The organism is Mesorhizobium sp. LNJC394B00 (genome assembly GCF_000502555.1).
Taxonomy (GTDB): domain Bacteria; phylum Pseudomonadota; class Alphaproteobacteria; order Rhizobiales; family Rhizobiaceae; genus Mesorhizobium.
This window is the reverse complement of the sequence record NZ_AYWH01000008.1, coordinates 46334-70892: the sequence shown is the minus strand read 5'-3', so window position 1 is coordinate 70892 and position 24559 is coordinate 46334. Positions and strand designations below refer to the sequence as shown.

The window sequence follows — 24559 nt, the reverse complement described above, 5'->3', positions numbered from 1 at the left end:
TGTCTTTCTGTTGCCAAAGGATGGTGCGCCGGCTGCCGCGAAGGGCAGCCGGCGAGCGCGAAAGAACGCGCTCAGCCGCCATTGCGGACCTCGTCGGTGAACTTCTTCAACAGCCGCTTGCGTTCGGCCGACGAGCCGTATTTGGCGAAGTCGTAGTCGATCAGCTTGATCTTCGAGAGGTCCGGCGCCTCGGGCGGCACCGGCGTGGCGGTGTTCGACGGGATCTGGAAGCTGCCGTTCGGCGCCGCGAGCTTCTGCGCGTCCGGGCTCAGCGCCCAGTCGTAGAATTTCTGCGCCTCTTCGGCATGCTTGGCGCCCGTCGCGATGCTCATCGAACCGATCTCGAAGCCGGTGCCTTCGCAAGGCGACACCACCTTCACGGCAGGGTTCTGTTTCGCGGCATTGATCACGTCGTGCTGGAAGGAGATGCCGATCAGCGTCTCGCCCTTGCCGACGGCGAGCGCCGGCGCGGCCCCTGCCTTGGTGTATTCGGCGATGTTCTTGTTGAGCTGCTTGAGATAGTCGAATGCCTTGTCCTCGCCCATCAGCTGGACGATGGTGGCAAGCATAGTCCAGGCCGTGCCCGATGAATTCGGGTCGGCCATCTCGATCTCGCCCTGGAATTCCGGCTTGACCAGATCGGCCCAGCACGCCGGAGCGGTCAGCCCGCGCTGCTTCAGATCTTCCTCATTATAGCCGTAGCCGAGCGCACCGAGATAAATGCCGACCGTGCGGTTCTTCGACCTGTCGGCCTGCTTCAGCGCCCAGTCGCGCAAGTTTGCCAGTTGCGGCGACTTGTATTCCTGGGTGAGGCCCTCTTCCGCCGCCTGCAGATGCGGGTCGCCGGTGCCGCCCCACCAGATATCGGCTTGCGGATTGTCCTTCTCGGCCCGGAGGCGGGCGTAGATTTCGCCGGCGCTCATGCGGGTCATGTCGACGCTGACGCCCGTCTCCTTCTGGTAGGTGGTCGCCATCGCCCGGCACCAGGCCTCGTCGACGGCGCAATACATTGTGAGGCTGCGGTCGGCCGCCTGGGCGGCACTCGCCAATCCGAACATGGCCAGCGCCGCGCCAAGGCCAAGCCAGGCGGCGCGCAAGCCTTGCTTACTGTCAAATGTCTTCATCGATATTCCTCCCTGTCTTCTCACTGGAAACGATCTACCCGTCGTCGAGCGGCACTCCGATCACCTGGGACAATGTCGCCGCAACGCCGGGTGCTGCCGCTAGCACGGGATTGCCCTTCGCCATGCCGTCGCCGTCGAGGAACCGGTTCACACGGCCGCCGGCCTCCTCCACCAGCAGCAATCCGGCCAGGCAGTCCCACGAATTGATGTGCAGCTCGGCATAGGCATCCGAGCGGCCGTCGGCTACATAGGCCAGCCCAAGCGCTCCGGAGCCGGAGCGCCGCACATTGGCGCCGAGTGCCCAGACAAGGCTCACCTTGTCCAGATAGTCGCGATTGGGAATCCTCGGCGACCAGCCGAACTCGACAAAGGCGCGGTCGAACGCTTGCGTCGGCGACACATGGATCGGCGCGCCATTGCGCGTCGCGCCTTGCCCGCGACGGGCAAAGTACGTTTCGCCGACGGCCGGATTGGCAATGCCGCCGATCTCGCTGCGGCCGTCCTCGACGAAAGCTATCGAAATGCAGAAATGCGGAATACCGCGCATGAAATTGGCGGTGCCGTCGATCGGGTCGACGACCCACATGCGGGCAGAGCCGATGCCGCCGCCTTCCTCGCCCAAAAACCCGTCCTGCGGAAAAGCCTCTGCCAGCGTGGCGCGGATGTGCTCCTCGACCTTACCGTCGGTTTCAGTGAGAAAATCCTGCGGGCCTTTCATCGCCACCGGCTGGACGGCGCCCTGCCGGGCATAGCCTTCCATCGCCAGTTGCCCGGCCGTGACAAGCAGTTTCCGGCAGACCTCGGCACGCCTGTCCATCTCGGCCTTGGACAGCCGGTCCGCCTTCGGATGCGCCGATGCCCTGCTCATGCAGCCGGTCCGGACAATCGCGCCCTCAATGCCGTCTTCGGCGAAATGGACAGGGTATTCCTCCGATGCCACTCTTGAGCCGGCTTGTATTGCACGGCTGTGCAAAGCTGTTGCATTCGGCCATGCCTGTCAAGTGCGGTGGGTGGCAATGGCAGAAGAGTTGCATTACATTGCACTCGCGTGCAAAGAATCACGAAAACAGCAGCGAGAGCGTTCGCTTGACGGTTCCGAGAATCCGCACCGGTTTTTCCAGCGCCCAGCAGGTTGCCGACCTCGCCGGAGTTTCACGCTCGGCCGTGTCACGTACCTTCACGCCCGGCGCTTCCGTTTCCGGGGAAACCCGCGAGCGGGTGATGCTGGCGGCCGAGCAACTCGGCTATCACGTCAACCATCTGGCTCGCGGCCTGATGCGGGCCTCGACCGGCATCGTCTGCCTCATCGTTGCCGATGGCGACACGCCCTATCATGCCCGCCTGCAGAAGGCGCTGACCCAACATCTGCGGGACGCCGGCAAAATGGCCATGGTGTTCAACACCTCCGGCCCCAGCCACCATGTCGACCAGGCGCTGCGCAACACGCTGAACTATCGCGCCGATGCGAGCATCGTTCTGTCCGGCTCGCCGCCGCAGTTGCTGATCCGCACCTGTCTTGAGAACGGCCAGCGGCTGGTGCTGATCAATCGCGATGACCGCTTCGACGGCCCGCACAATATCGGTGTCGACAACGCTGCAGCCGCAGAGGCAGCGCTGCATGCCTTCATCCGGGCCGGCTGTACCCGCCCCGCTTTGGTGACCTCGGCTGCCGGCACGCCCAGCCTGCTCTCCCGCGAAACCGCCTTCCTTACCGCCGCGCAGAAGGAAGGGCTGGAGGTGACCGTGTGGCGCGAGGGCCGCACCGGCTATGCCACCGGAGCCGATGGCGCCAGGCGACTCTTTTCCGGCCGGCAGCGGCCGGATGCGGCGTTCTGCGTGACCGACCTGATTGCGTGCGGCTTTCTCGATGCGGCCCGCCACGAGTTCGGCATCAACGTACCCCGCGATCTCTGCGTCATCGGCTTTGACGACATTGAACAGGCCGACTGGGCCTCTTACCGGCTGACGACGTTCTCGCCGCCGATCGAGGAGATCGCCAGGCGCGCCGTGCGGCTCGCGACCGGCGCGCGGGAGGAGGCTGGCAGCCGCCTGATCTGCCATGCGCCCATGGTCTGGCGCAGCACGGTGAGGCCGGGCCAGGGCTGATGCGAAACATGTGTCGGTCAAGACGGGAAACGTACTGATGTCCAAGAAAAAGGCCAGGAAGACCCGCCAGGCGGCAAGACCGGTGGAGATAGCTGTAGGCCCCGAAATCCGGAGCATGATGCGCAAGTTCGGCCTGACCGAGGAAGAAGCACTGCGCATGATGCGCGAATGCGATGCCACCCTCTATGGCGCCAACTCCGGGCACGTGCAGCCAGGATCTTGACGGCCCGCCAGGCGCGAACGGAATTTTAATGTAAATCAAGCGTAATCCCGACCGTTAAAATGATGCGTATGTGTTGGGGTTGCGCATGCCGGAATATTCTTTCTTCATCCGCTCGATCCGGATCCGCTACATCTCGGGATTGCTCATCTTTGCGCTGGCTTCCACCGCGGTGATGTTTGCGCTCAATCGCGTCAATTCCTTCCGCCACGACATCGACGCGCTGAGCAGCAATCTCGTCGTCTTCACCCGCGACCTGCGCAACGCCTCCAGCTTTGCCGAAACCGCCAGCACGACCTGGCGCACCGAAACCCGTGACGGCCTTGCCGCCGCCGCGCGCGGCCATTCGCAACGCCTGACCAGCGAGATCGAAACACTGTCCGCGGAGTTGGCCGCGATCAAGCCGAGCCTGTCGGCCAAAACGCTGGACGAACTCTCGTCGGCCGCCGTCAACGGCGACCTGTTCTGGTCGTCGCGCGACATCGTGCGCAACTTCAACCTGATGTCGGCGGCGCAACAGACCGACGAATGGAGTTCGCGCGAAATCCTCAACCAGAACGACCTGTTCGTCCAGCCGATGCTGGTGCGTGTGCGTACCGCCATGGATGGCGAACGCCATCTGGCCGACGCCTCCAGCGACAGGCTGCTGTTGTGGGCAAGCGGCCTTCTGTTCGCGGTTCTTGCCATCGTTGCCCTCTGGATCTTCCGGCCGATGGAAAAGGCGATCCGCCGCGCCTTCACCGAATCCGCCGCATCCTTGTTCAAGGCCGAAGCGGCCGACCGCGCCAAATCGGAATTCCTGGCCAATATGAGCCATGAGATCCGCACGCCGATGAATGGCGTGCTGGGCATGGCCGAACTGCTCGCCAAGACCGAGCTTAACGGGCGCCAGAAGACCTTCACCGAAGTCATCGTCAAGTCCGGCAATGCGCTGCTCACCATCATCAACGACATCCTCGATTTCTCCAAGATCAATGCCGGTCAGCTGACGCTCGATCCTGCACCCTTCCGGCTTGCCGAAGCGGTCGAGGACGTGGCCACACTGGTGTCGGCGCGCGTCGCCGAAAAGAACCTCGAGCTGATCGTGCGTGTCGACCCGCGCCTGCCTGCCCATGTCGTCGGCGATGCCGGACGGTTTCGTCAGATCGTCACCAATCTGCTCGGCAATGCGGTGAAGTTCACCGAGAAGGGCCATGTGCTGATCGATGTCGGCGGCGAGGTGGTCGACGGCATCGTCCAGCTCAAGGTCCGCGTCGAGGACACAGGCATCGGCATTCCTGCCGAGAAGCTCGAGAACGTGTTCGAGAAATTCGCGCAGGTCGACGGCTCGTCGACGCGCCGCCATGAAGGCACCGGCCTCGGCCTTGCCATCGCCGCCCGCCTCATCGACCTGATGGGCGGCAAGATCGGCGTCGAAAGCGAGATCGGCCGCGGCTCGGTGTTCTGGTTCGCCGTGCCGCTGCCGGCGCATCAGCAGGACACGCGCAACGAGATCGTGCCGGTCGATGTCACCGGCGCCCGCGTGCTGGTCATCGACGACAACCCGGTCAACCGCGAGATCTTGCTGGAACAGCTCAGAAGCTGGAGCTTCGACTGCGCGGCCGCCGAAAGCGGCGCCGTTGGCCTCGCCTTTCTAGACCGGGCCAGCCAGCTCGGTGCTGCGGTCGACTGCATCATCCTCGACTACCAGATGCCCGGCATGAACGGCGCCGATGTCGCCAAGGCGATTTCCGCCGACAGCCGTCTCTCCGCCATCCCGGTGGTGCTGCTGACCTCGGTCGATCAGGTCGATTTCGGCAAGATGGTCATCGATTTCGGCATCGCCGCGCATCTCACCAAGCCGGCGCGCTCGGCCATCCTGCTCGGCACCGTCATCTCGGCCATCCAGAAAGCGCGGGCCCAGATCGGCAAGGCCCAGTTCGTTCGCGAGCCTGTTGTTCCGCAGGCGGCACCCGTGACGCCACCCGCCTTCACCGTCATTCGCGGCCCGGCAATTCCGGCGGCCACAGTGCCTGAATCGATCGCCACGCCAAACGGCCCGATCGATATTCTGATCGCCGAGGACAATGACGTGAACCAGCTGGTGTTCGGCCAGATCCTCAATGGGCTTGGCCTCAGCTACCGCATCGCCAGCAATGGCCGCACGGCCGTCGAGATGTACCGGGCGCTGCGGCCGAAGCTGATCCTCATGGACGTCTCCATGCCGGAGATGAACGGCTACGAGGCGACCCGCGCCATCCGGGCGGCGGAGGCAGCGAGTGGCAATCACACACCAATCATCGGCGTCACCGCGCACGCACTGAAGGGCGACCGCGACAAATGTATCGAGTCCGGCATGGACGACTATCTACCCAAGCCGGTGTCGCCCGACCGTCTCGGCAGCAAGATCGGCACATGGCTCAGCGAAACGGTGGCGGTAAAGAGGGCTTGATCAAATCGCCGCGTCCAGATGATAGCGGCGCATCCAGTCGAGGCTGATTTCATCCGAGAGCTTGGCGACGCCCGGCTTTACGTCGGCGGCATTCGGCGCCGGAACGTCCAGGGCCTTGCAGATGGATGCCAATGCCGCTGCCGGATCGGCTGACAGGCGCTTATAGCCGATTCGCAGCGGGACGATCCCCTGCTCCGCGAACCAGACGTTCCAGGCCGCGTCATAGGCTTCGAGTTCGGCAAGCTCGCGCTGGATCCGCTTGAAATCGTAGCGGGGTTCTTGCGACGGTGCGACCCGTTCGATCTCGGTTCCGTCGGGCGCGATGTGCCAAAGCCCGGTCTGCTCGGCCTTGATCAGCGACACCGCCTGCGCCAGCTTGTTTTCGCGCGAAAGATGGATGTAGAGGACCCGCCCGAAGGCCTTTTCAAAGCGTGCTTTGTCCGATGGCAGGTCTGGGTAGATCCGGTCGAGGATGGCCGAGAGTTCACCCAGGTTCTCCCTTATCAGGCGCAAGCCGAAGACGGCTGTTCCGCCCTTTCCCGCGCTGATTGCCGCCTTGAGGTAGGCGACATCGAAGTCATGCGCGCTCATCGTATCGGGATGCGGCAATTTCCACTCTTCTGCCCATTCCGCCTTGTCCTGCCGCCGGTAGAACGAGTGCGGATCGCCGGCTGTTTTCGTCGAGGCCAGAAAGCCGCACAACAAGGTGCTTCCGGTTCTCGGCGTGCCGCAGATTATGTAGCCGTCACGCATCTCGGGGCTCTGTCGCTTGTCATGGATTGGGCTAACATCGCCAGGCGCGGTGACACGCGCGCTTCGCGAAGGACTCCAGTCTAGCCGCGCCGGAAGGGATAGAGGAATTGCTGCCAGTATCCGTTCGGAACGGGATGTCCGTGAATGCCGTAGCCGTTCGGCCAGCGTCCTTCAGGCATATGGTGGGTACCGAACAGCCGGTCGAGCAGCGGGAAATGGATGGCGAAATTTACGTCGATCGCTTCTTTCTCGAAGCCGTGATGCCAGTGGTGGTAACGCGGCGACACCAGCACCTTTTCGACTGGACCGAAACTGGTTCCGATGTTGGAATGGATGAAAGACGAATAGACGTAGACGATCAATATATACGTCTGGATAGCCGATTCATCGAACCCCAGCACGAACATCGGGGTTGCCGTCAGGCTGCGCAGCATGATGATTTCCAGGAAATGCATGCGCGCACCGGCAATCCAGTCCATCGACTTGGCGGAATGGTGCACGGCATGAAACTTCCACAGCCAGGGAATGCGATGAAAGGCCCGATGCACCCAATACTGGGCAAAGTCGGTCAGGAACATTACCGCCATCAGTTGCACCAGCCACGGCAAGTCGTGGACCCAGGCGCGCACCGAACCAAGGGCGCCCTGTGCATTGACGAAGTTGGACGGCGCCAAGGTCAGGTAGGTCAAAATCTGCACCAGCAGCGATGAGACCAGATAGTAGAACAGGTCCTCGCGCCATTCGTCGCGGAACACGGTCTGATCCTTGTTGCGCGCGAAAAGACGTTCGAGCGGGACGAACAGCACGCCCATGAACAAGGCGTTCAGGATGAAGAAATCGAGCCCGAAGAACACCCCGTCGATGTGCAGTTGATGGCGCACCGGAAGCATGCCGACCAGCGACGCCAGCAGCACAGTGAACATCGCTGCCGCGCCGAGCGTCTTTTGCCTGCGCAGCATCATGCTGAGGATCGCCAGGATATAGCCGGAGATGAGGACGAAATAGAGCACCGGCTTGAAGAACAGCATCTGGTGGATGGGGGCCAGATCCGGCATCGATGTAAGCGACGGGTAGCGCAGCACGATGACCATCAGCAGGGCGGTGACCCCGGCAAGCAAGCCAATCGAGCCGGACAGCCAGCCAGAACCGAACGGCCGTTTGGCGCGCGGCGTTTCAAGTTCACTTACAACGCGTCTAAGGAAATTTGCCACCGGCATGATGTTCCCCCGTTAACGGCCCCAAAGGTCTCGCCAGAAATTTCGACCCGTCTTACTACAGCAAGGCTCATAAATATTAATCGACACGACTTTGCAGGCCAGAGACGGCTATCGGCGTTTTGGGCAATTGGTAAAAGCTGCGATCGTGTCAAAGACACCGGCCACTATAGTCGGAATCTTTCCTGGATGCGACGGGCGCATTCAAGCGGCGTCAGCCGGCTGGTGTCGACTTCGAGGTCGTAGTCCATGCCCTTGTGGACGCGTCCATATTGCCGGCGCGCCAGGCCAGGCAGCCTGTCGGCGCGCGCGGCCTCGCGCGCTTCCAGCACCTCCAGCGGCGCCATGACGCCGACCAGATGCAGATCGAAACCCGACAGCAGCATGCGGTACTCCGCTATCTCGTCATTGAAGACCACGTCGTCGACAATGAGATTGTTGCCTTGCCCGGCCATGGCGGCGATGGCATGGCGCATGCCGCGCATGGCTAGCGCCGCGACCGGCCCGCTCCTGATCACCACCGACGGCTTGCCGTCTTCCAGCACGGTCTCAAAGGAAAACCCGTCGGCATGATCCTGCAGCGCCGGCGGCAGCATGTCGATGAAAGCATCCATCTGGACATGCAGGAACGGTTCAGCGGTGATTGTTTGCAGCGCCCTGGCGATCGAGCTTTTGCCGGCGCTGCCGACGCCATTAAGCAGGACGATTTTGGCCGTCATGTCGCCCCCTCGGCCTATCGGTTGCGCACGACGATACAGGCGCCGCCGACGCTTTGCAGTTTCTGGCAGATGACGTTGGCGGCGGCACGGTCGTCGACGCCGATCCTGACGGCGTAGATGCCGCGTCGGCCGATCGGCGTGCGCACCCGGCTGACCACCGGGTCACGACCGGAAAGCAGCGCCGGAAACCGGCTCCTGACCCGCAGCCACTGATTGATCGCCGCGCCCCTGCGGAAATTGCCGGCCACCTGGACGCCCCATGGCTTCACATTGATCGACGCCATCGCCACGGTTCTCGACATGATCACCGGCAGCTTGCGGCAGGCGACGGCAAAGCTGGTTTTCGCGTCGAGCGGCTCGACCGTCCCGGTGTAAGCGCTGTCGGAAAACTTGTCGACGGGTTCGCCCATGACGTCGAAGACATAGCTCTCTGTCTCCATCGGCAGGAAGCCGCCCGAACCCAGCCAGCGCGACACCCGGTTCTCGCCGGCATTGTAGGCGGCCGCCGCCAGGCCGAGATTGCCGTAGGCGAGCTTCATCTCGCCGAGATATTTCGCCGAAGCCGGGATCGCCTGCTCGATGTCGAAAGGATCGGCCAGCCCGCGCATCTTGGCGGTGCCCGGCATGAACTGGGCGATGCCTTCGGCACCGACAGGGCTCACCGCATTGGGGTCGAAGCGGCTTTCCTTCCAGATCAGCCGGGCGAAGTAATCCTTCGGCAGGCCGTTCCGCTCGGCATGCGTCTCGATCAGGTCACAGACACGGCCGATCAATCGTTTCGCCGCCGAGCGCGATTGCGGTGGATCGGCGAGCGCCTGTCCGGCACCCAGCCCGCAGAGCAAGATCACACCGGCTTTGAGCAGCCCCCGCATGGCTTATTCGGCCGCAGCCTTGCCGTGCTGGCCAAACCGCTGCTCGATATAGTCGGCAACCATTTTTTCGAAATCGGCGGCGATCGACGGCCCGCGCAGCGTCGCCGACTTCTTGCCGTCGACGAAGACCGGCGCTGTCGGCGTCTCGCCGGTGCCGGGCAGCGAAATGCCGATATCGGCGTGCTTGGATTCGCCGGGGCCGTTGACGATGCAGCCCATCACCGCGACCTTGAGGTTCTCGACGCCGGGGTATTTCTCGCGCCAGACCGGCATGTTCTTTCTGAGATCGGCCTGGATGTCCTGCGCGAGTTCCTGGAACACGGTGGATGTCGTGCGGCCGCAGCCGGGGCAAGCGGCGACGATCGGCACGAACTGACGGAAGCCCATGGTCTGCAGCAGTTCCTGCGACACCTGCACCTCGCGGGTGCGGTCGCCATTCGGCTCCGGCGTCAGCGAGATGCGGATGGTGTCGCCAATGCCCTGCTGCAAAAGGATGCCCATGGCGGCCGACGAGGCGACGATGCCCTTGGAGCCCATGCCGGCTTCGGTGAGGCCGAGATGCAGCGCATGGTTGGAGCGCGTGGCAAGCTCGGTGTAGACGGCGATCAGATCCTGCACGCCGCTGACCTTGGCCGACAGGATGATCTTTTCGCGGGCCAGTCCGATCTCTTCGGCCATCTCGGCCGACAGGATCGCCGACTGCACGATCGCCTCGCGCGTCACCTCCTGTGCCGTCAGCGGAAAACCTTGCGCCTGGTTTTCGTCCATCAGCCGGGTGAGCAGTTCCTGGTCGAGCGAGCCCCAATTGACGCCGATGCGCACCGGCTTGTCGTGCTTGATCGCCATTTCGACGATCGCCGCGAACTGGCGGTCCTTCTTGTCCTTGAAGCCGACATTGCCGGGATTGATGCGGTATTTGGCCAACGCCTCGGCGCAGGCCGGATGGTCGGCCAGCAGCTTGTGGCCGATATAGTGGAAGTCGCCGACCAGCGGCACATTGATGCCGAGCCGTTCGAGCCGTTCGCGGATGCGCGGCACGGCGGCGGCGCTCTCGTCACGATCGACAGTGATGCGCACGATCTCGGAGCCGGCGCGATGCAAAGCCGCAACCTGCGCCACGGTCTGGTCGATATCGGCCGTGTCGGTGTTGGTCATCGACTGCACGACGACCGGCGCGCCGCCGCCGACGATCACGCCGCCGACATCGACGCCGACCGATGTGCGGCGTGGAAAGGGGGAGGAAAAATACCCGGTCATGCCGGCAGCCTCTTGATCACCTGAGCGACATACGTCCACGTCGACGCACAACTACGCTCAAACAGTTATCAGCGCATTGCGCTGAGGTTCGGGCATGAGGTGGAGGAGCAAAGATGGCTTGTCAATGGCGGTGGACAAGCAGAGCTGCCAAATCGCAGTGGCGCGGCGACCCGTCACAGACGGGTTTCGCCGGCAATAGTGTGGGAATGCGTAACAGCAACACACCTCCGGCGGCATGTCGCCACCGGAGCGATAGTCACGCGCCAAGGCGGCGCGTCTAATCCTGGAAGGGCGTCAGTGTCTCGTCGGTTTCGCCTTCAGTTTTTCAATCTCGTCCTTGAGTGCCAGCTTGCGTCGCTTCAGATTCACGATTTCGAGGTCGTCGACCGATGGATGGTTCATCGCATCGTCGATCTCGCGTTCGATATCACCGTGTTTCCGCTGCAACTCATCAAGATGGGATGCAAGAGACATGATTGGTTCTCCCTTTCATGGTTTTCCTCGATTGCAGCCGTCAAAGGCACGTCCACCGCAGGTCGCATCTGTGACGGCACCATGACAGTCTGCCACCATCCGGCTGCGATGTCGAATGCTGCGTGGTAGCATTCCACGACAATGTGATATGTGATATTGGCTGCGCGCCGGCGGCAATTGATGCCGCCCCCGCCCAATCATGCCCATTGCCGGGCGCCGCAGACATGCAGACGGTAGAGAATGTCCGACCAGGAAAAGGCCGATGTCCGCCTCGAATTTTCCCGCCTGAAGCAGGAGCATGCCGATTTCGACGCGGCCATCAATGCGATGATCGCCATGGGCTGCGACCCCTTGCAGATCCAGCGTATGAAGAAGAAGAAGCTTTTCCTCAAGGACCGGCTGATGGCGCTGGAAGACAAGATCATTCCGGACATCATCGCTTAGCCGACGGCCTCCGGACCTAACTGCTCACCCCGCTATCGACAGCCGCGCCGCGCGATGGCGCAACAACGTCAGCAATTCGTCGGTCTTCTCCGCTGAAGTGTCGATCGGCACCACCAGGCACATCGTCGCCTCGACCTTGCCGGCGGCCGCGAAGACAGGGGCGGCCAGGCATTTGGTGTAGGCGTCGACCAGCCCCGAAGTGATGCAATAGCCGGTCGTTCTGGCCGTCGCGATATCGGCAATGAAGTCGTCGAACTGCAGCCTGCGGCCGTCGGGCAGCAAAAGGTCGTCTTCCGAGACCATGTCCTGGATGGCGGCCCTTTCCAATCCGGCCAGAAGCAGCCGCCCCGATGCCGTCCATGGCAGCGGGATCTGCAGGCCGGTGGCCGAGCTGATGCGGAACGGCCTGGTGCCGGGGCTGGAATGGACGATGGTATAGCGCCCGCTTTGCAGCATGCACAATTCGGAGGTCTCGCCGGTCTCGCGCGACAGATTGTCGACCTCCTGCCGGCCCCGCCTAAGCAGGTCGTTGCCCCTGACATAGTCCATCCCATAGAGGTAGAGCTTCTTGCCGAAATAGACCCGGTTGCCGTCGCCCTCCATCTCCAGGAGACCCGCATCGACCAGCGAACGCACCAGCGTATAGGTGGTGGAGCGCGGCGCATTCACCCCCTTGGCTAGATCGCCAATGCCGATGGCGCGCTGGTTAACATGCAGGAAGTCCAGGATCTCCAGCACCCGGTTGAGGCCCTTCTCGCGCGAGCCGGAGGTCTTGTCGGGCGTCGGGCTCTCGGCTGGACCAAGCTCCGCCCGATCCGTGAGTCCATTGCTGTCTTGCATAACTGATTCCTGATGTTAGTATCTGTCTTGTACAGGATACATGTGTCTATTGTAAGAGACAATTCAGGTCGGAGACACGTGTGTCTGTAAGGGGAACTCAAACAACAGGAGGTCGCAGTGAACGACGCATCCAAGCGAGATTTTCTGAAACTGGGCATGGCCGGGCTTGCAACGGCGGGCGTGATGACCGCTGTCAGCGCCGAAAAGGCGGCGGCACAAGCCGCATCCGACAGCGTTCTGCGCACCGCGCTTGACCGCGGCAAGCTGATCGTCGGCACCGGCAGCACCAACGCGCCATGGCATTTCGAAAACGATGCCGGCGAGCTGGTCGGCATGGACATCACCATGGGCCGCATCCTGGCCAAGGGTCTGTTCGACGATCCGAGCAAGGTCGAGTTCGTCATGCAGGATCCGGCGCAGCGCATCCCCAATGTCACCACCAACAAGGTCGACATCACCATCCAGTTCATGACCATGACCGCGCAGCGCTCGCAGCTGATCCATTTCTCCAGGCCATACTATGTCGAGGGCGTCGCCCTGCTGACGCTGCCGACTGCGGAAAACAAGACCTTCGACAAGCTGCTCGCCGGCGGCTCGGCGACGCGCATCTCGATCCTGCAGAATGTCGATGCCGAAAGCTCGGTCCATTACGCCCTGCCGGAGGCGCAGGTGCTGCAGATCGACACCCAGGCCAATGTGCTGCAGGCACTGGAATCGAAACGCGCCGATGCCGCCGCTGTCGATCTTTCAACCGTGCGCTGGCTGGCCTCGCGCAACCCCGACAAATATTTCGATGCCGGCAAGAGCTGGTACTCGATGCTCTACGGCGCGGCGGTCAGGCAGGGCGACCTGGACTGGCTGACCTTCGTCAACCAGACCTTCACCATCGCCATGTTCGGCCATGAGACCGCACTCTACGACGCCGCCTTCAAGGACTATTTCGGCCAAGAGCCGCCGGCCCGCCATCCCGGTTTCCCGGTTGTCTGACAAGCGCTGGCGGAAGGGTTAGCCCTTCCGCCTTCTAGTTCGCATCCCCTTGGTTATTGCGGGAGACGCATGGGCTATACGCTCAACTTCAACCTGATCTGGCGCCATTTCGACAAGCTGTGGGGCGGCCTTCTGCTCAGCCTCGAGCTTGCCGTGATTTCGATTGCCATCGGCGTCGTCATCGGCCTGGTGCTGGCGGTCTGGTATGTCTCGGCCGGACGCGTGGTGCGCGCCATCATTGCGGCTTACGTCGAATTCATCCGCAACGTGCCGCTGATCCTGCTCGTCTATCTTGTCTTCTACGGCCTGCCGACGGTGATCGACGTCGCCTACGACGCGCCGACCTCGTTCGTGCTGACGCTGTCGGTCTATAGCGGCGCCTATCTGGTCGAGGTGTTCCGCTCCGGCCTGGAAGCCGTGCCGCGCGGCCAGCTCGATGCCGGCAAAGCCATCGGCCTGACGCCCTGGCAGCGGCTGGTTCATGTGCGCCTGCCGACCATGCTGCGCATCACGCTGCCGGCGCTGTCCAACACCTTCATCTCGCTGTTCAAGGACACGTCGATCGCCTCGGTGATCTCGGTGCCCGAGCTCACCTTCGGCGCCCAGTGGATCAACTTCAACACCTTCCGCATCGTCGAGGTCTATCTGGTGACGACGGCGATGTATCTGGTGACCGGTTACACCCTGCTGTTCGGACTGCGGCTGGTCGAACGCCGGTTCAGGGCTGCGCGCTGACATGCTGAGCCAGATCCTCTACGCCGTACCGTTCCTCGCCCAGGGCTTCGCCATCACTTTGTGGGTGTCGCTGCTGGTCGTGGTGCTGTCGCTGATTGCCGGCGTCGCGCTCGGCGTCAGCCTGGTCTACGGCCCGGCGCCGCTGCGCTGGGCCGTGCGCATCTTCTCCGACACCATCCGCGGCATCCCGATCCTGGTGCTGATGTTCTTCGTCTATTACGGCCTGCCGGCCATCGGCCTGCATCTGCAATCCTTCTCGGCGGCGGTGCTGGCGCTCACCTTGTTCAAGACCGCGCAGGTCATTGAGTATCTCCGCGGCGCCGTCGGCTCCATTCCCAAAGGGCAGTCCGAGGCGGCGATGGCGATTGGGCTGACCTTCCGCCAGCGGCTCACCTACGTCATCTTTCCGCAGGCCTTCCGGCGCTTCCTGCCGCCCTGGATCAACGGCGTCACCGATGCGGTCAAGGGCAGCGCCCTGGTCTCGCTGCTCGGCATCACCGACCTGATGCAGGCGATCAACCAGGTCATCGGCCGCACCTATGAGGCGATGCCGCTCTACATCCTCGGCGCCTTGATCTATTTCGCGGTCAACTATGCGCTTTCCTACGCCAGCCGGCGGCTGGAACGGCGCTTTGCCTTCATCCGGGACTAGCACGATGGCCACAAGCTCGAACGACAATGCTGCCCTTCTCGACATTGCCGGGGTCTCGAAAGCCTTTGGTTCGGTCGAGGTGCTTCGCTCGGTCAGCCTCAAGGTGGACAGGGGCGAGGTGGTCACCGTCATCGGCCCTTCCGGCAGCGGCAAGACCACCCTGCTGCGCTGCGTCAACTTTCTCGAAAGCTACGACTCAGGCTCGATCCGAATCGACGGCAAGGAGGTCGGTTTTCGTGAGGTCGGCGCGCGCCAGCGGCGCAGCGAGCGCGACCTTGCCAATATGCGCGCCGAAACCGGCATGGTGTTCCAGAGCTTCAACCTGTTTCCGCACCTCACCGCCGCCGGCAACATCATGCTCGGCCTCACCAAGGTGCGCGGCAAGAGCAAGGCCGAGGCGCGCCAGATCGCCGAGCATTGGCTGAGCCGCGTCGGCCTGGCCCACAAGGCCGACAGCCTGCCGGCGGAACTCTCCGGGGGCCAGCAGCAGCGCGTCGGCATAGCGCGGGCAGTCGCCATGGAGCCAAAGATCCTGCTGCTCGACGAGATCACCTCCGCGCTCGATCCCGAATTGGTCGGCGAGGTGCTGGCCGTTGTGCGCAGCCTGGCCGAAGACGGCATGACAATGGTGATGGTCACGCACGAGATGGCCTTTGCCCGCGACGCTTCGAGCCGCATTGTCTTCATGGCCGATGGCGGTGTCAGCGCTGTTGGCCCGCCGAAGGAGATCCTTGCCGAAGAGACCACCAATGAGCGCCTGCGCTCTTTCCTGGCGCGGTTCCGCGCCTCGCATTTCTGACATGGGCGGCCCAAAGCAATTCCAGGAAAAGTGTAAGCGGTTTTCCCGGGAAAAGCGCGAAGCGCTTTCCCTTGGGAATTGCGTAAAACAACAGGCCGGCCCAAGGAGAATTCTTCCATGACGCCTTACATCCGGCTCGCCGAGCTCGGCCTGACGCTGCCCGAGCCGCCGACGCCGATCGCCAATTTCGTCACCCATGCGGAAAGCGGCCGGCTGATCTTTCTTTCGGGTCAAGGGCCGCTGCGCGCCGACGGCACGCTGTGCACCGGCAAGGTCGGCGAGGACGTCACCGTCGAGCAGGCCTATGAGCATGCCCGCCTCACCGGCCTCAACCTGCTCGCCGTCATGCACGCCGCCGCCGGCGATCTCGGCCGCATCGTGCGCGTCGTCAAATTGCTCGGCTTCGTCAATGCGACGCCGACCTTCAGCGACCACCCGAAAGTGGTCAATGGCTGCTCGGACCTGTTCGCCAGCGTCTTCGACAAGATCGGCGGCCATGCCCGCTCGGCGATCGGGGTCGGCTCGCTGCCTGGAAACATCACCGTCGAAATCGAAGCGGTCGTCGAGATCGCCGCCTGACCGTCAAGGGATTGCTGAACATGAAAACCTATTCCGACACCGGCTCCAACACCACGATCCGTGAACGGCTGGGACTGCGGCCGATCATCAACGTCTCCGGCACGATGACGACGCTCGGCGCCTCGATCATCGTTCCCGAGGCGATCAGCGCCATGGCCGAGATCGCCTCGCAATGGGTGGAGATGGACGATCTGCAGCGCGCCGCAAGCGTGATCACCGCCCGCCTCACCGGCGGCGAGGCCGGCTTCATCACCGCCTGCTGCGCCTCAGGCATTACAATGGCGATCGCCGGGGCAATGACCGGCACCAATTTGCTGGCGATCGAACGGCTGCCCGACGACACCGAAGGCCTGAAGTCCGAAGTCGTCATCCAGCTTGGCCATATCGTCAATTACGGCGCACCGATCGACCAGTCGATCCGCGTCGCCGGCGCCAAGGTCATTCCGGCCGGCACGGTCAGCGTCACGCAGGATTATCATGTGCGCGAGGCTATCAACGAGCGCACGGCGGCGGCGCTCTACGTCGTGGCGCACCACACCGTGCAATACGGCATGCTTTCCCTTGAGGAATTCTGCGATATCTGCCACGCCAGGGGCGTGCCGGTGATCGTCGACGCGGCTTCCGAATATGACCTGCGTAGCTTCCTGGCGCGCGGCGCCGACATCGTCGTCTATAGCGGCCACAAATTCCTTTCGGGGCCGACCAGCGGCATCGTCGCCGGCCGCAAGGATCTCGTCCGCGCCGCCTATCTGCAAAACCGTGGCGTCGCCCGCGCCATGAAGGTCGGCAAGGAAAGCATCGCCGGCACGATGGCGGCGCTCGAAGCCTGGGAAAAGCGCGACCATGCCGGCATCCGCCGACGCGAGGAAGCGGCGCTCCATCTGTGGAGGGATTCGCTGCAGGGAATACCCGGCATCGTCGCAAACATCATTCCCGACCCGACCGCCAATCCGCTCGACCGGCTGCAGATCTTCGTCTCCCCCGAAAGCCGCTTCAGTGCCGCCGGCCTCGCCTCGGCATTGGCGGCCGAATCGCCGCCCATCATCGTGCGCAACCACGAGGTCGAGCGTGGCCATTTCTTCCTCGACCCCTGCAACCTGCACCCAGGCGAGGCCGAGATCGTCGCCGAACGCCTCCGCGCCGTGCTCACCGCGGCCGACAGGCCGGCGGATGCGATGAGACAGCCGCGAAAGGATTCATCCGGCGCCCTGCGCTGGCCGGACTAGGCTGCGGCGGCCGCCATCCTTGCGGGCCAGCCCGAATTCCGCTAAGGCGCGCCTTTACCGCCGGGAGCATGCGCTTGACCGACCACCGCGCCGACGTCGCCATCATCATGGGCAGCCAGTCCGACTGGGCGACGATGCGCCACGCCGCCGAAACGCTGGAGGCGCTGGGCATTCCGCACAAGCGGCTGATCGTCTCCGCCCACCGCACCCCGGACCGCCTCTATGATTTCGCCAAAGGCGCCAAGGCGGCCGGCTACAAGGTGATCATCGCCGGCGCCGGCGGCGCCGCCCACCTGCCCGGCATGACGGCGGCGATGACGCCGCTGCCGGTGTTCGGCGTGCCGGTCGAATCGAAGGCGCTGTCAGGCCAGGATTCGCTGCTCTCCATCGTCCAGATGCCGGCCGGCATTCCGGTCGGCACGCTTGCCATCGGCAAGGCGGGTGCGGCCAACGCCGCCCTTCTGGCGGCCGCCGTGCTGGCGCTGAACGACGAAGAACTTGCCGCCCGCCTGGATGCCTGGCGCACCGCCCAAACCGCCAGGGTCGCCACCGAACCGACGGACGCGCCGTGAGCCTGCCCGCGGGATCGAGCATCGGCATCATCGGCGGCGGCCAGCTCGGCCGCATGCTGGCTGTTGCCGCAGCGCGCCTCGGCTACCGCACAATTATCCTCGAGCCGCAGGCCGATTGCCCGGCGGCTCAGGTCGCCAACCGCCAGATCACCGCCGCCTATGACGATGCGGACGCCCTTGCCGAACTGGCGGCAGTCAGCGCCGTCGTCACCTACGAATTCGAGAATGTGCCGGTGGCGGCCGCCGGCGCACTTGCTGCCAAGGTCCCGGTTTATCCGCCGCCGCGAGCGCTGGAAGTTGCCCAGGATAGGGTGGCGGAGAAGCTATTCCTGAACGGCATCGGCATCAGGACAGCGGATTTCCGCTCCGTCGACAATGACGACGAGCTGACGGCGGCGCTGAGAGAGTTCGGTGGCAGCGGCATCTTGAAAACCCGCCGCATGGGCTATGACGGCAAGGGCCAGCGCGTCTTCCGCAACATGGAGACGGGCGGCTTTGCCGGCACATGCGAGACCATGGGCAATGTGCCGCTGATCCTCGAATCCTTCGTCGCTTTCGAGCGCGAAATCTCGGTCATCGCCGCGCGCGGGTTGGACGGCGCGGTCGCCGCCTACGATCCGGCTGAGAACGTCCACCGCGACGGCATCCTGCATACCTCGACCCTGCCGGCCCAGATCAGGCTGGAGACGGCGGCGACGGCACAGGGGTCGGCAGCGAAAATCCTGGCGGCCCTCGACTATGTCGGCGTCATCGGCGTCGAGTTCTTCGTTCTTGCCGATGGCACGCTGCTGGCCAACGAAATGGCGCCGCGCGTGCACAATTCCGGCCACTGGACGGAAGCCGCCTGCATCGTTTCGCAATTCGAGCAGCATATCCGCGCCATTGCCGGCCTGCCGCTGGGCAACCCTGGCCGGCATTCAAACTGCGTCATGGAAAACCTGATCGGCGACGATGTGCTGCGGGTGCCCGCTTTGCTCGCCGAGCCCGATCTGATGCTGCATCTCTACGGCAAGGCGGAAGCGCGCCCAGGCCGCAAGATGGGCCATTTCACGCGCATCAGCCGCCGTAGCTAAGCCATTCCGGCACTTTGCGCGAGGGCGTGGCTCGAGCCCTATTGCAGCTCGTCGTTCAGATCTCCGTCCTCGTCGGGGCTGGCGCAACTCGCATCGCCTTCCCTACAATTGGCGCCCGCGGTGAGCTGTTTGATGCGCTGGTCCGTCAGTTCGGTCAGGCATTGTGAAACCTCCATCGGATGGATGGAGCCGCCTTCGCTGTCTGTCGTCGTATAGGCGCATTCGGCGTCGCGGAAGGCGATCCAGGCGCGTTGCGCGACCTGCAGCAGCTTCCTGCCCTTGTCGTCGTTGCGACCGACGAGATCCTTGTAGGCCTGGTTGAGCTTGGCATCGGCCGCCTGATAGTCCTCGCCGGCGCAGATGTTCATCATCTGCTGGCTGTCGTCGTTGCGGTCGCATTCCTGCGCCTGCGCGGTGGACGCCGCTGCCACAACGGCAAGGCAGGCGGACACAAACAACAGGCGCATGGAGGTCTCCAAATCGGCTTGCGGGTGCCGCACCATTCCAGCCCGCCTTCGGCCGCGCAATGGCGTGGAGCCGAGATGGCGGATATTTGATGGCCAAAGCCATTCTCGGCCTCTATCCAGCACGCTTGCGGTTGACACGGGCAAGGCTCCTCGTTTATGAGCCACCGCAAGTTCAAAGGCGCGCTTTTCAGGCGCGCCTTAATAATTCGGCCCGGACAGGGCCCAGACCGACGGGCAAGACCATGAAGATCAAGAATTCGCTCAAGGCGCTGAAGGCGCGTCACCGCGACAACCAGCTGGTTCGCCGCAAGGGCCGCGTCTACATCATCAACAAGACCGCTCCACGCTACAAGGCGCGCCAGGGCTGAGTGTTCGGCCGGAGGCTCGTTGCCTCCGTCCATATGATGGTAATTGCCTGGTTCCAGGCACTTTCACGCTAATTTCAGTTTGACGATCCGCCGTCCGGGGTTAGATTCCGGCGATGCGGATTCTTTTTGCATTTTTGGCCACCCTGTTTCTTTTCGGCGTCGCTCCGGCGTCGGCGGACGATCCGCCGGCAAAGCCGCCGGTTGCCCTGACCAGGGAAGCCAGGCTCGACCAACTGTTTGCCGAGCTGAAGCGCGAGCGCAACGAAAAGGCGGCCGAGCGCATCGCCGGGCGCATCTGGGGCGAATGGTTCCAGTCCGGCAGCGCCTCGATCGACCTGATGATGCAATGGTCGCAAAAGGCGATGGACGACCAGAAGTTCGACGTCGCCCTCGACTTCCTCGACCAGGTCGTCATCCTTCAGCCAAAATATGCCGAAGGCTGGAACCGGCGCGCCACCGTCCATTACATGATGAAGAATTTCGGGAAATCGATGTCCGACATCGACCAGACGCTGCAGCTGGAACCACGCCATTTCGGCGCGCTTTCCGGCCTGGCCCAGATCATGGCCGCCACCGGCCACAAGCAATCGGCGCTCGAAGCCTGGCAGAAGGTGCTTACCATCTATCCGATGATGCGCAGCGCCCAGGACCAGGTCGCGGCAATTTCGGAAGAGCTTGCCGGCGAAGGAATTTGATTAGGCAGTAGGAATTAGGGATTAGTCAGTAGTCAGTAGAGAAGATTGGTTGAGACGCCACCTCCCTACTCCCTACTCCCTACTCCCTACTCCCTACTCCCTACTCCCTACTCCCTACTCCCTACTCCCTACTNACTCCCCACTCCCTACTCCCTACTCCCTACTCCCTACTCCCTACTCCCTACTCCCCACTCCCTACTCCCTACTCCCTAGAACTTATCCCCCTCCACCCCCGTATCTCCGCGCATGAACCTCATTTACGCCGCCTGTGCTTTGCTCCTCGCGCTCGTCTTTGCCTTGGCCGGTGTCACCCGCGCCGGCGCGTGGCTGATCGAGTGGCGAAACCCGCCGGCCGGCGAATTTGCCGACATCGACGCCACCCGCATCCACTATGTCCACGTGCCGGCGCCTCAAAATGCCGAGCTGCCGGCGATCGTCTTCATCCATGGCGCCAGCGCCAACCTCAGGGATCAGATGCTGCCGATCAGGCCTTTGCTCGAAGGCCGCGCCGAGATGGTCTTCCTCGACCGGCCGGGCTTCGGCTGGTCGGCGCGCGGCCCCGGCAATGAGAGCCCGTCGGGGCAGGCCGACACCATCGCCAGGCTGATGGACCGTCTCGGCGTCCACAAGGCGATCATCGTCGGCCATTCGTTTGGCGGCGTGATCACCGCCGCCTTTGGCCGCGAACACCCGGAGAAGACGCTCGGGCTGGTCTTTCTGTCGCCGGTCAGCCACCCCTGGCCGGGCGGCGCGACCGCCTGGTACTACAAGCTGACCGCCACCCCCATCATCGGCTGGCTGTTCTCGGAGACATTGACCTATCCGGCAGGCACGCTGCGGATGGACGGCGCCACGGCCTGCGTGTTTTCTCCCAACAAGGTGCCGGAAGGCTATGTCGGCAATGCCTCGATTCCGCTGGTGCTGCGTCCCGGCGCTTTCCGCGCCAACGCCATCGATGTCGCCGGCCTCTACGATTATACGCTGAACGCCGCGCCGCAATACCGCGACATCACAGCGCCAACGATCGTCATCTCGGGCGACCGCGACAAGGTGGTCTATGCCTCGATCCATTCGGTCGGCCTGGTCAGGGACATCCCCGGCGCCGAACTGATCTGGGTCCACAATCTCGGCCACAAGCCGGATTGGATCGCCTCCGACCTCGTCGTCGGCGCGATCGAGAAAGTCGCCGGCAAGGTCGTCGACCTGCAGGCAATGGTAAAAACCGTGGAAGCACGCATCGCCGGCGATGCGTACAACGATGCACAGTGCCCCGACATTACGGTGCCCGACGCGCAACTCGCCCCGACGTGACGGCCGCATGTATGTCCTGAAGCACGGAATCAAGAAAAACCCCGAAGCGTTCTGGGCGCTGCCGGATCGCATCTTCTTCGGCTACGGCGCCTGCCACATCCTTGCGGGCACCTTCCTCAGCCATCCTCCCCTGGACGGATTCTACGGCGAACGGATCATTCCGGGCGAGGATTTCTACGGCAACCATATCTACATGACGAACGGCGTGATCGCCTTCGACTATCACGGCTATTCCAGCAGAGAGCGGCTTCTGCAGCACCACGGAAGGGGATGGGCTTCGCATAGCGCAGGCTGGCACTGCACGCTGGAAAGGGTCGATTTCGACCTGCTCGACACCGCCGACCTCAACCCGCGAAAGATGCGCGGCCCGGATCAGTATCTCTATGACCCAATCCCTCGCGCACACCGCTTCCTTCAGCGTATCGATCACGCCGAAGGTGCGGCAAGAGCGCTGCGAACTGTGATGAGTTGAAGCCTCTGTCAACCTATGTTGCGGGTGGCCTGCACGTCCGACCCGACATAGGCGATGCGCAGCATGTTGGTCGAACCCGGCGTCCTCAGCGGCACGCCCGCCGTGATGATGACGCGGTCGCCCGGCTGACCGAACCCCTCTTCGAAAGCGATGCGGCAGGCGCGGTCGACCATGTCGTCGAGGTCGCTGGCGTCGGGCGAGACGACGCAATGCGTGCCCCACAAAAGCGACAGCCGCCGCGCCGTGTTGAGGATCGGCGACAGCGCGATGATCGGCACTTGCGGCCGCTCGCGCGCGGCGCGCAGGCCGGTGGTGCCCGACGCCGTATAGGTGATGATCGCCGACAGTTTCAGCGTCTCGGCAATCTCGCGGGCGGCGAGCGAAATGGCGTCGGCGCCGGTTGCTTCCGGTTCCGAGCGCTGCGCGTTGATGATGCCGGCATAGGTCGGGTCGGTTTCGACCTTGGTGGCGATGCGGTTCATCATCGCCACCGCCTCGACCGGATAGGCGCCGGCAGCGGATTCGGCTGAAAGCATGATGGCGTCGGCGCCCTCGAACACGGCGATCGACACGTCGGAGACCTCGGCGCGGGTCGGCACCGGCGCGGTGATCATCGATTCCAGCATTTGCGTGGCGACCACCACCGGCTTGCCGGCGCGGCGCGCGGCGCGCGTGATCTGCTTCTGGATGCCGGGCACGGCTTCCAGCGGCATTTCCACACCGAGATCGCCGCGGGCGACCATCAGCGCGTCGGAGAGTTCGATGATTTCGGCCAGCCGGGCGACCGCCTGCGGCTTTTCGATCTTGGCCATGATCAGCGCCCGGCCGCGCGCGATCTTGCGGGCTTCCGCCAAATCCTCCGGCCGCTGCACGAAGGACAGCGCCACCCAGTCGACGCTTTCCGCCAGCACCGCATCGAGGTCCTTGCGGTCTTTTTCGGTCAGCGCACCGACCGGCAGGTCGGTGTCGGGCAGGCTGACGCCCTTCTTGTCGGAAATGGTGGTGCCGGCGACGACGGTGCAGGTGATAGACTTGCCGTCGCTCTTCACCGCCCTGAGCTCCAGCTTGCCGTCATCGATCAACAGACGGTGGCCGGCCTCGACCGAACTCAGGATTTCGGGATGCGGCAGGTAGACCCGCATCGATGTGCCGGGCTCGGGATTGTTGTCGAGGGTGAAGGTCTGGCCCGGCGTCAGCACCTCCTTGCCGTTGGCGAACTTGCCGACGCGCAGCTTCGGTCCCTGCAAATCGGCCAGGATGCCGATCGGACGGCCAACTTTCTCCTCGACCGCGCGGATGCGGCCGACCAGCGTGCGCATCAGCTCGTGATCGGTGTGGCTCATATTGATGCGGAAGACATCGGCGCCGGCTTCGAACAGCTTCTGCAGCATCTCCTCGGACGAGGAGGCAGGACCGATGGTGGCGAGGATCTTGACCTTGCGGCTACGTCTCATTGACTGTTTGTTCCCGGGGCGGCTGGAGCGCCTCCCGTTGTGGACTCATCGGTCAGCTGGACCATCCAGCTTGCCTGCTCGCCCGTGTCATATTCCTGGAATCCGGCGCGCTGGAAGCCCCGGGCGACGCAATCGGAAACGCCTGCGATCTTGAACTCTTTTTCGGCCACGCACATGTTGATCGGGCCATCCCAGCGCCCGCCGCGCTCGGCGTCTTCTGCATAAAGATAGTAAAACCTCGATGACAGCGGACCTTCGATCAGCGTCTTGCAGCTCGATCCTTCGATGTGCCACCACCCCTCGGTGATCCAGCCTGCCTTGGCGCGGTAGCCGATGCCAACGCCGACCAGGTTCTGCGTGGCGTTGCAGACGCGGAAATCGGCGCGGGCAGGCGAAGCCGCGACCAGCGCGGTGAGCCCTAGCGTCAGGGTCAGGAGCGGCACGGCAAAGGCGGTGCGCGCACGCGGCCTGCCGGCGGAACCCATCCCGAAACCCCTCAATAACGTCATCTGCATCTCTCAACGCCCCTTTTCGGAAAAGTCCGGGCGCATGTCAACGCGCCGTTCTGTCCAATTCCAATCGATTTAGAAAGGCCCCCGACACGCGATACGCCGCGCGTCACAGGATTTTCGCAGAAACCGTGGCCAAACAACGGCATTGCGCAACAGTCCTCTTCGTGGGAATGACGATACCACCCTCCCCGGAAGCCAGCGAA

At 63.4% G+C, this 24559-nt stretch carries 28 protein-coding genes; 16 read left to right on the top strand and 12 right to left on the bottom strand.

Features of this window, described 5'->3' with window-relative positions; all coding sequences use genetic code 11:
• Window positions 1-71: 71 nt before the first annotated feature.
• Both X751_RS140850 and X751_RS140855 read right to left on the bottom strand, forming a co-directional pair.
• The gene (locus tag X751_RS140850) at window positions 72-1124 is read right to left on the bottom strand and encodes an ABC transporter substrate-binding protein (protein ID WP_031247227.1); all 1053 of its coding nucleotides are present in this window, start codon (window positions 1122-1124) and stop codon (window positions 72-74) included.
• A gap of 34 nt (window positions 1125-1158) precedes the next feature.
• Entirely contained in the window at window positions 1159-1992 is an 834-nt protein-coding gene (locus X751_RS140855; protein WP_050592393.1) for an inositol monophosphatase, read from the bottom strand.
• 218 nt (window positions 1993-2210) lie between these two features.
• Here X751_RS140855 and X751_RS140860 point away from each other — a divergent pair, with 218 nt between their 5' ends.
• The 3 genes from X751_RS140860 (at window position 2211) to X751_RS140865 (ending at window position 5881) form a co-directional block, all read left to right on the top strand.
• Window positions 2211-3230 carry a substrate-binding domain-containing protein gene (locus X751_RS140860; RefSeq protein ID WP_031195645.1) on the top strand — a complete coding sequence of 340 codons (1020 nt, stop codon included), beginning with the start codon at window positions 2211-2213 and terminating at the stop codon, window positions 3228-3230.
• Between the two features lie 37 nt (window positions 3231-3267).
• Window positions 3268-3453, top strand: coding sequence for a hypothetical protein (locus tag X751_RS1000000167110; RefSeq protein WP_023684018.1), 186 nt, complete (start codon window positions 3268-3270; stop codon window positions 3451-3453).
• 85 nt (window positions 3454-3538) lie between these two features.
• Window positions 3539-5881, top strand: coding sequence for a response regulator (locus X751_RS140865; protein WP_023745762.1), 2343 nt, complete (start codon window positions 3539-3541; stop codon window positions 5879-5881).
• Here X751_RS140865 and X751_RS140870 read toward each other — a convergent pair whose 3' ends face one another.
• The 6 genes from X751_RS140870 to X751_RS140890 form a co-directional block, all read right to left on the bottom strand.
• A complete protein-coding gene (locus tag X751_RS140870; RefSeq protein WP_023745761.1) occupies window positions 5882-6634 on the bottom strand; it encodes a Stf0 family sulfotransferase in 753 nt (250 codons plus the stop codon).
• Window positions 6635-6714: 80 nt separating this feature from the next.
• Window positions 6715-7851 carry a sterol desaturase family protein gene (locus X751_RS0133980; protein ID WP_198022460.1) on the bottom strand — a complete coding sequence of 379 codons (1137 nt, stop codon included), beginning with the start codon at window positions 7849-7851 and terminating at the stop codon, window positions 6715-6717.
• A 164-nt stretch (window positions 7852-8015) separates the two neighbouring features.
• A complete protein-coding gene (locus X751_RS140875) occupies window positions 8016-8567 on the bottom strand; it encodes an AAA family ATPase (protein WP_023745760.1) in 552 nt (183 codons plus the stop codon).
• 14 nt (window positions 8568-8581) lie between these two features.
• The gene (locus X751_RS140880) at window positions 8582-9439 is read right to left on the bottom strand and encodes a lytic transglycosylase domain-containing protein (protein ID WP_023745759.1); all 858 of its coding nucleotides are present in this window, start codon (window positions 9437-9439) and stop codon (window positions 8582-8584) included.
• 3 nt (window positions 9440-9442) lie between these two features.
• A complete protein-coding gene (gene ispG, locus X751_RS140885; protein WP_023745758.1) occupies window positions 9443-10696 on the bottom strand; it encodes a flavodoxin-dependent (E)-4-hydroxy-3-methylbut-2-enyl-diphosphate synthase in 1254 nt (417 codons plus the stop codon).
• A 294-nt stretch (window positions 10697-10990) separates the two neighbouring features.
• Window positions 10991-11170 carry a YdcH family protein gene (locus X751_RS140890; RefSeq protein ID WP_023684024.1) on the bottom strand — a complete coding sequence of 60 codons (180 nt, stop codon included), beginning with the start codon at window positions 11168-11170 and terminating at the stop codon, window positions 10991-10993.
• A 240-nt stretch (window positions 11171-11410) separates the two neighbouring features.
• Here X751_RS140890 and X751_RS140895 point away from each other — a divergent pair, with 240 nt between their 5' ends.
• Complete coding sequence (locus X751_RS140895; protein WP_023673103.1) at window positions 11411-11614, top strand: YdcH family protein; 204 nt, start codon at window positions 11411-11413, stop codon at window positions 11612-11614.
• 24 nt (window positions 11615-11638) lie between these two features.
• On the opposite strand, the gene X751_RS140900 is transcribed toward X751_RS140895, so the two are convergent.
• The gene (locus X751_RS140900; protein WP_023745757.1) at window positions 11639-12454 is read right to left on the bottom strand and encodes an IclR family transcriptional regulator; all 816 of its coding nucleotides are present in this window, start codon (window positions 12452-12454) and stop codon (window positions 11639-11641) included.
• Window positions 12455-12610: 156 nt separating this feature from the next.
• On the opposite strand from X751_RS140900, the gene X751_RS140905 reads away from it, so the two are divergent.
• From X751_RS140905 to X751_RS140940, 8 genes are all read left to right on the top strand, one after another.
• Window positions 12611-13441, top strand: a complete 831-nt coding sequence (locus X751_RS140905) for a transporter substrate-binding domain-containing protein (RefSeq protein ID WP_023673105.1) — start codon at window positions 12611-12613, stop codon at window positions 13439-13441.
• A 69-nt stretch (window positions 13442-13510) separates the two neighbouring features.
• Complete coding sequence (locus X751_RS140910) at window positions 13511-14176, top strand: amino acid ABC transporter permease (RefSeq protein ID WP_023693641.1); 666 nt, start codon at window positions 13511-13513, stop codon at window positions 14174-14176.
• 1 nt (window position 14177) lies between these two features.
• The gene (locus X751_RS140915) at window positions 14178-14828 is read left to right on the top strand and encodes an amino acid ABC transporter permease (RefSeq protein ID WP_023673107.1); all 651 of its coding nucleotides are present in this window, start codon (window positions 14178-14180) and stop codon (window positions 14826-14828) included.
• A gap of 4 nt (window positions 14829-14832) precedes the next feature.
• Window positions 14833-15627 (top strand): amino acid ABC transporter ATP-binding protein, encoded by a 795-nt coding sequence (locus X751_RS140920; protein ID WP_023690058.1) that lies wholly within the window; start codon window positions 14833-14835, stop codon window positions 15625-15627.
• 117 nt (window positions 15628-15744) lie between these two features.
• Window positions 15745-16206 (top strand): RidA family protein, encoded by a 462-nt coding sequence (locus X751_RS140925; RefSeq protein ID WP_023673109.1) that lies wholly within the window; start codon window positions 15745-15747, stop codon window positions 16204-16206.
• A 20-nt stretch (window positions 16207-16226) separates the two neighbouring features.
• Window positions 16227-17432: an aminotransferase class V-fold PLP-dependent enzyme gene (locus tag X751_RS140930; protein ID WP_027050794.1), complete on the top strand. Its 1206-nt coding sequence runs from the start codon at window positions 16227-16229 to the stop codon at window positions 17430-17432.
• 74 nt (window positions 17433-17506) lie between these two features.
• Window positions 17507-18004, top strand: a complete 498-nt coding sequence (gene purE / locus X751_RS140935) for a 5-(carboxyamino)imidazole ribonucleotide mutase (RefSeq protein ID WP_023745755.1) — start codon at window positions 17507-17509, stop codon at window positions 18002-18004.
• Window positions 18001-19077 (top strand): 5-(carboxyamino)imidazole ribonucleotide synthase, encoded by a 1077-nt coding sequence (locus tag X751_RS140940; RefSeq protein WP_023745754.1) that lies wholly within the window; start codon window positions 18001-18003, stop codon window positions 19075-19077. The genes purE and X751_RS140940 overlap by 4 nt, the downstream gene beginning before the upstream one ends.
• 38 nt (window positions 19078-19115) lie before the next feature.
• Here the strand turns inward: X751_RS140940 and X751_RS140945 are convergent, their stop codons facing one another.
• Window positions 19116-19544: a lysozyme inhibitor LprI family protein gene (locus tag X751_RS140945; protein ID WP_023745753.1), complete on the bottom strand. Its 429-nt coding sequence runs from the start codon at window positions 19542-19544 to the stop codon at window positions 19116-19118.
• Window positions 19545-19786: 242 nt separating this feature from the next.
• On the opposite strand from X751_RS140945, the gene ykgO reads away from it, so the two are divergent.
• The 4 genes from ykgO (at window position 19787) to X751_RS140965 (ending at window position 22390) form a co-directional block, all read left to right on the top strand.
• Window positions 19787-19912, top strand: a complete 126-nt coding sequence (gene ykgO / locus X751_RS140950) for a type B 50S ribosomal protein L36 (RefSeq protein ID WP_006327841.1) — start codon at window positions 19787-19789, stop codon at window positions 19910-19912.
• 113 nt (window positions 19913-20025) lie between these two features.
• Window positions 20026-20607 carry a hypothetical protein gene (locus X751_RS140955; protein WP_023684032.1) on the top strand — a complete coding sequence of 194 codons (582 nt, stop codon included), beginning with the start codon at window positions 20026-20028 and terminating at the stop codon, window positions 20605-20607.
• A gap of 246 nt (window positions 20608-20853) precedes the next feature.
• On the top strand, window positions 20854-21918 hold the full coding sequence (locus X751_RS140960) for an alpha/beta hydrolase (protein ID WP_023745752.1): 1065 nt from the start codon (window positions 20854-20856) through the stop codon (window positions 21916-21918).
• A gap of 7 nt (window positions 21919-21925) precedes the next feature.
• The gene (locus tag X751_RS140965; RefSeq protein WP_023745751.1) at window positions 21926-22390 is read left to right on the top strand and encodes a hypothetical protein; all 465 of its coding nucleotides are present in this window, start codon (window positions 21926-21928) and stop codon (window positions 22388-22390) included.
• Between the two features lie 8 nt (window positions 22391-22398).
• Here X751_RS140965 and pyk read toward each other — a convergent pair whose 3' ends face one another.
• Window positions 22399-23844: a pyruvate kinase gene (gene pyk / locus X751_RS140970; RefSeq protein WP_023745750.1), complete on the bottom strand. Its 1446-nt coding sequence runs from the start codon at window positions 23842-23844 to the stop codon at window positions 22399-22401.
• The gene (locus tag X751_RS140975) at window positions 23841-24329 is read right to left on the bottom strand and encodes a DUF1036 domain-containing protein (RefSeq protein WP_023745749.1); all 489 of its coding nucleotides are present in this window, start codon (window positions 24327-24329) and stop codon (window positions 23841-23843) included. Before X751_RS140975 ends, pyk begins: the two co-directional genes overlap by 4 nt.
• Window positions 24330-24559 lie beyond the last annotated feature (230 nt).

Bases quoted from the DNA above. Each gene is read 5' to 3' on its own strand.
- X751_RS140850 (WP_031247227.1), bottom strand. From the start codon at position 1,124: ATGAAGACATTTGACAGTAAGCAAGGCTTGCGCGCCGCCTGGCTTGGC.
- X751_RS140855 (WP_050592393.1), bottom strand. From the start codon at position 1,992: ATGAGCAGGGCATCGGCGCATCCGAAGGCGGACCGGCTGTCCAAGGCC.
- X751_RS1000000167110 (WP_023684018.1), top strand. From the start codon at position 3,268: ATGTCCAAGAAAAAGGCCAGGAAGACCCGCCAGGCGGCAAGACCGGTG.
- X751_RS140865 (WP_023745762.1), top strand. From the start codon at position 3,539: ATGCCGGAATATTCTTTCTTCATCCGCTCGATCCGGATCCGCTACATC.
- X751_RS140870 (WP_023745761.1), bottom strand. From the start codon at position 6,634: ATGCGTGACGGCTACATAATCTGCGGCACGCCGAGAACCGGAAGCACC.
- X751_RS0133980 (WP_198022460.1), bottom strand. From the start codon at position 7,851: ATGCCGGTGGCAAATTTCCTTAGACGCGTTGTAAGTGAACTTGAAACG.
- X751_RS140875 (WP_023745760.1), bottom strand. From the start codon at position 8,567: ATGACGGCCAAAATCGTCCTGCTTAATGGCGTCGGCAGCGCCGGCAAA.
- X751_RS140880 (WP_023745759.1), bottom strand. From the start codon at position 9,439: ATGCGGGGGCTGCTCAAAGCCGGTGTGATCTTGCTCTGCGGGCTGGGT.
- ispG (WP_023745758.1), bottom strand. From the start codon at position 10,696: ATGACCGGGTATTTTTCCTCCCCCTTTCCACGCCGCACATCGGTCGGC.
- X751_RS140890 (WP_023684024.1), bottom strand. From the start codon at position 11,170: ATGTCTCTTGCATCCCATCTTGATGAGTTGCAGCGGAAACACGGTGAT.
- X751_RS140895 (WP_023673103.1), top strand. From the start codon at position 11,411: ATGTCCGACCAGGAAAAGGCCGATGTCCGCCTCGAATTTTCCCGCCTG.
- X751_RS140900 (WP_023745757.1), bottom strand. From the start codon at position 12,454: ATGCAAGACAGCAATGGACTCACGGATCGGGCGGAGCTTGGTCCAGCC.
- X751_RS140905 (WP_023673105.1), top strand. From the start codon at position 12,611: ATGGCCGGGCTTGCAACGGCGGGCGTGATGACCGCTGTCAGCGCCGAA.
- X751_RS140910 (WP_023693641.1), top strand. From the start codon at position 13,511: ATGGGCTATACGCTCAACTTCAACCTGATCTGGCGCCATTTCGACAAG.
- X751_RS140915 (WP_023673107.1), top strand. From the start codon at position 14,178: ATGCTGAGCCAGATCCTCTACGCCGTACCGTTCCTCGCCCAGGGCTTC.
- X751_RS140920 (WP_023690058.1), top strand. From the start codon at position 14,833: ATGGCCACAAGCTCGAACGACAATGCTGCCCTTCTCGACATTGCCGGG.
- X751_RS140925 (WP_023673109.1), top strand. From the start codon at position 15,745: ATGACGCCTTACATCCGGCTCGCCGAGCTCGGCCTGACGCTGCCCGAG.
- X751_RS140930 (WP_027050794.1), top strand. From the start codon at position 16,227: ATGAAAACCTATTCCGACACCGGCTCCAACACCACGATCCGTGAACGG.
- X751_RS140945 (WP_023745753.1), bottom strand. From the start codon at position 19,544: ATGCGCCTGTTGTTTGTGTCCGCCTGCCTTGCCGTTGTGGCAGCGGCG.
- ykgO (WP_006327841.1), top strand. From the start codon at position 19,787: ATGAAGATCAAGAATTCGCTCAAGGCGCTGAAGGCGCGTCACCGCGAC.
- X751_RS140955 (WP_023684032.1), top strand. From the start codon at position 20,026: ATGCGGATTCTTTTTGCATTTTTGGCCACCCTGTTTCTTTTCGGCGTC.
- X751_RS140960 (WP_023745752.1), top strand. From the start codon at position 20,854: ATGAACCTCATTTACGCCGCCTGTGCTTTGCTCCTCGCGCTCGTCTTT.
- X751_RS140965 (WP_023745751.1), top strand. From the start codon at position 21,926: ATGTATGTCCTGAAGCACGGAATCAAGAAAAACCCCGAAGCGTTCTGG.
- pyk (WP_023745750.1), bottom strand. From the start codon at position 23,844: ATGAGACGTAGCCGCAAGGTCAAGATCCTCGCCACCATCGGTCCTGCC.
- X751_RS140975 (WP_023745749.1), bottom strand. From the start codon at position 24,329: ATGGGTTCCGCCGGCAGGCCGCGTGCGCGCACCGCCTTTGCCGTGCCG.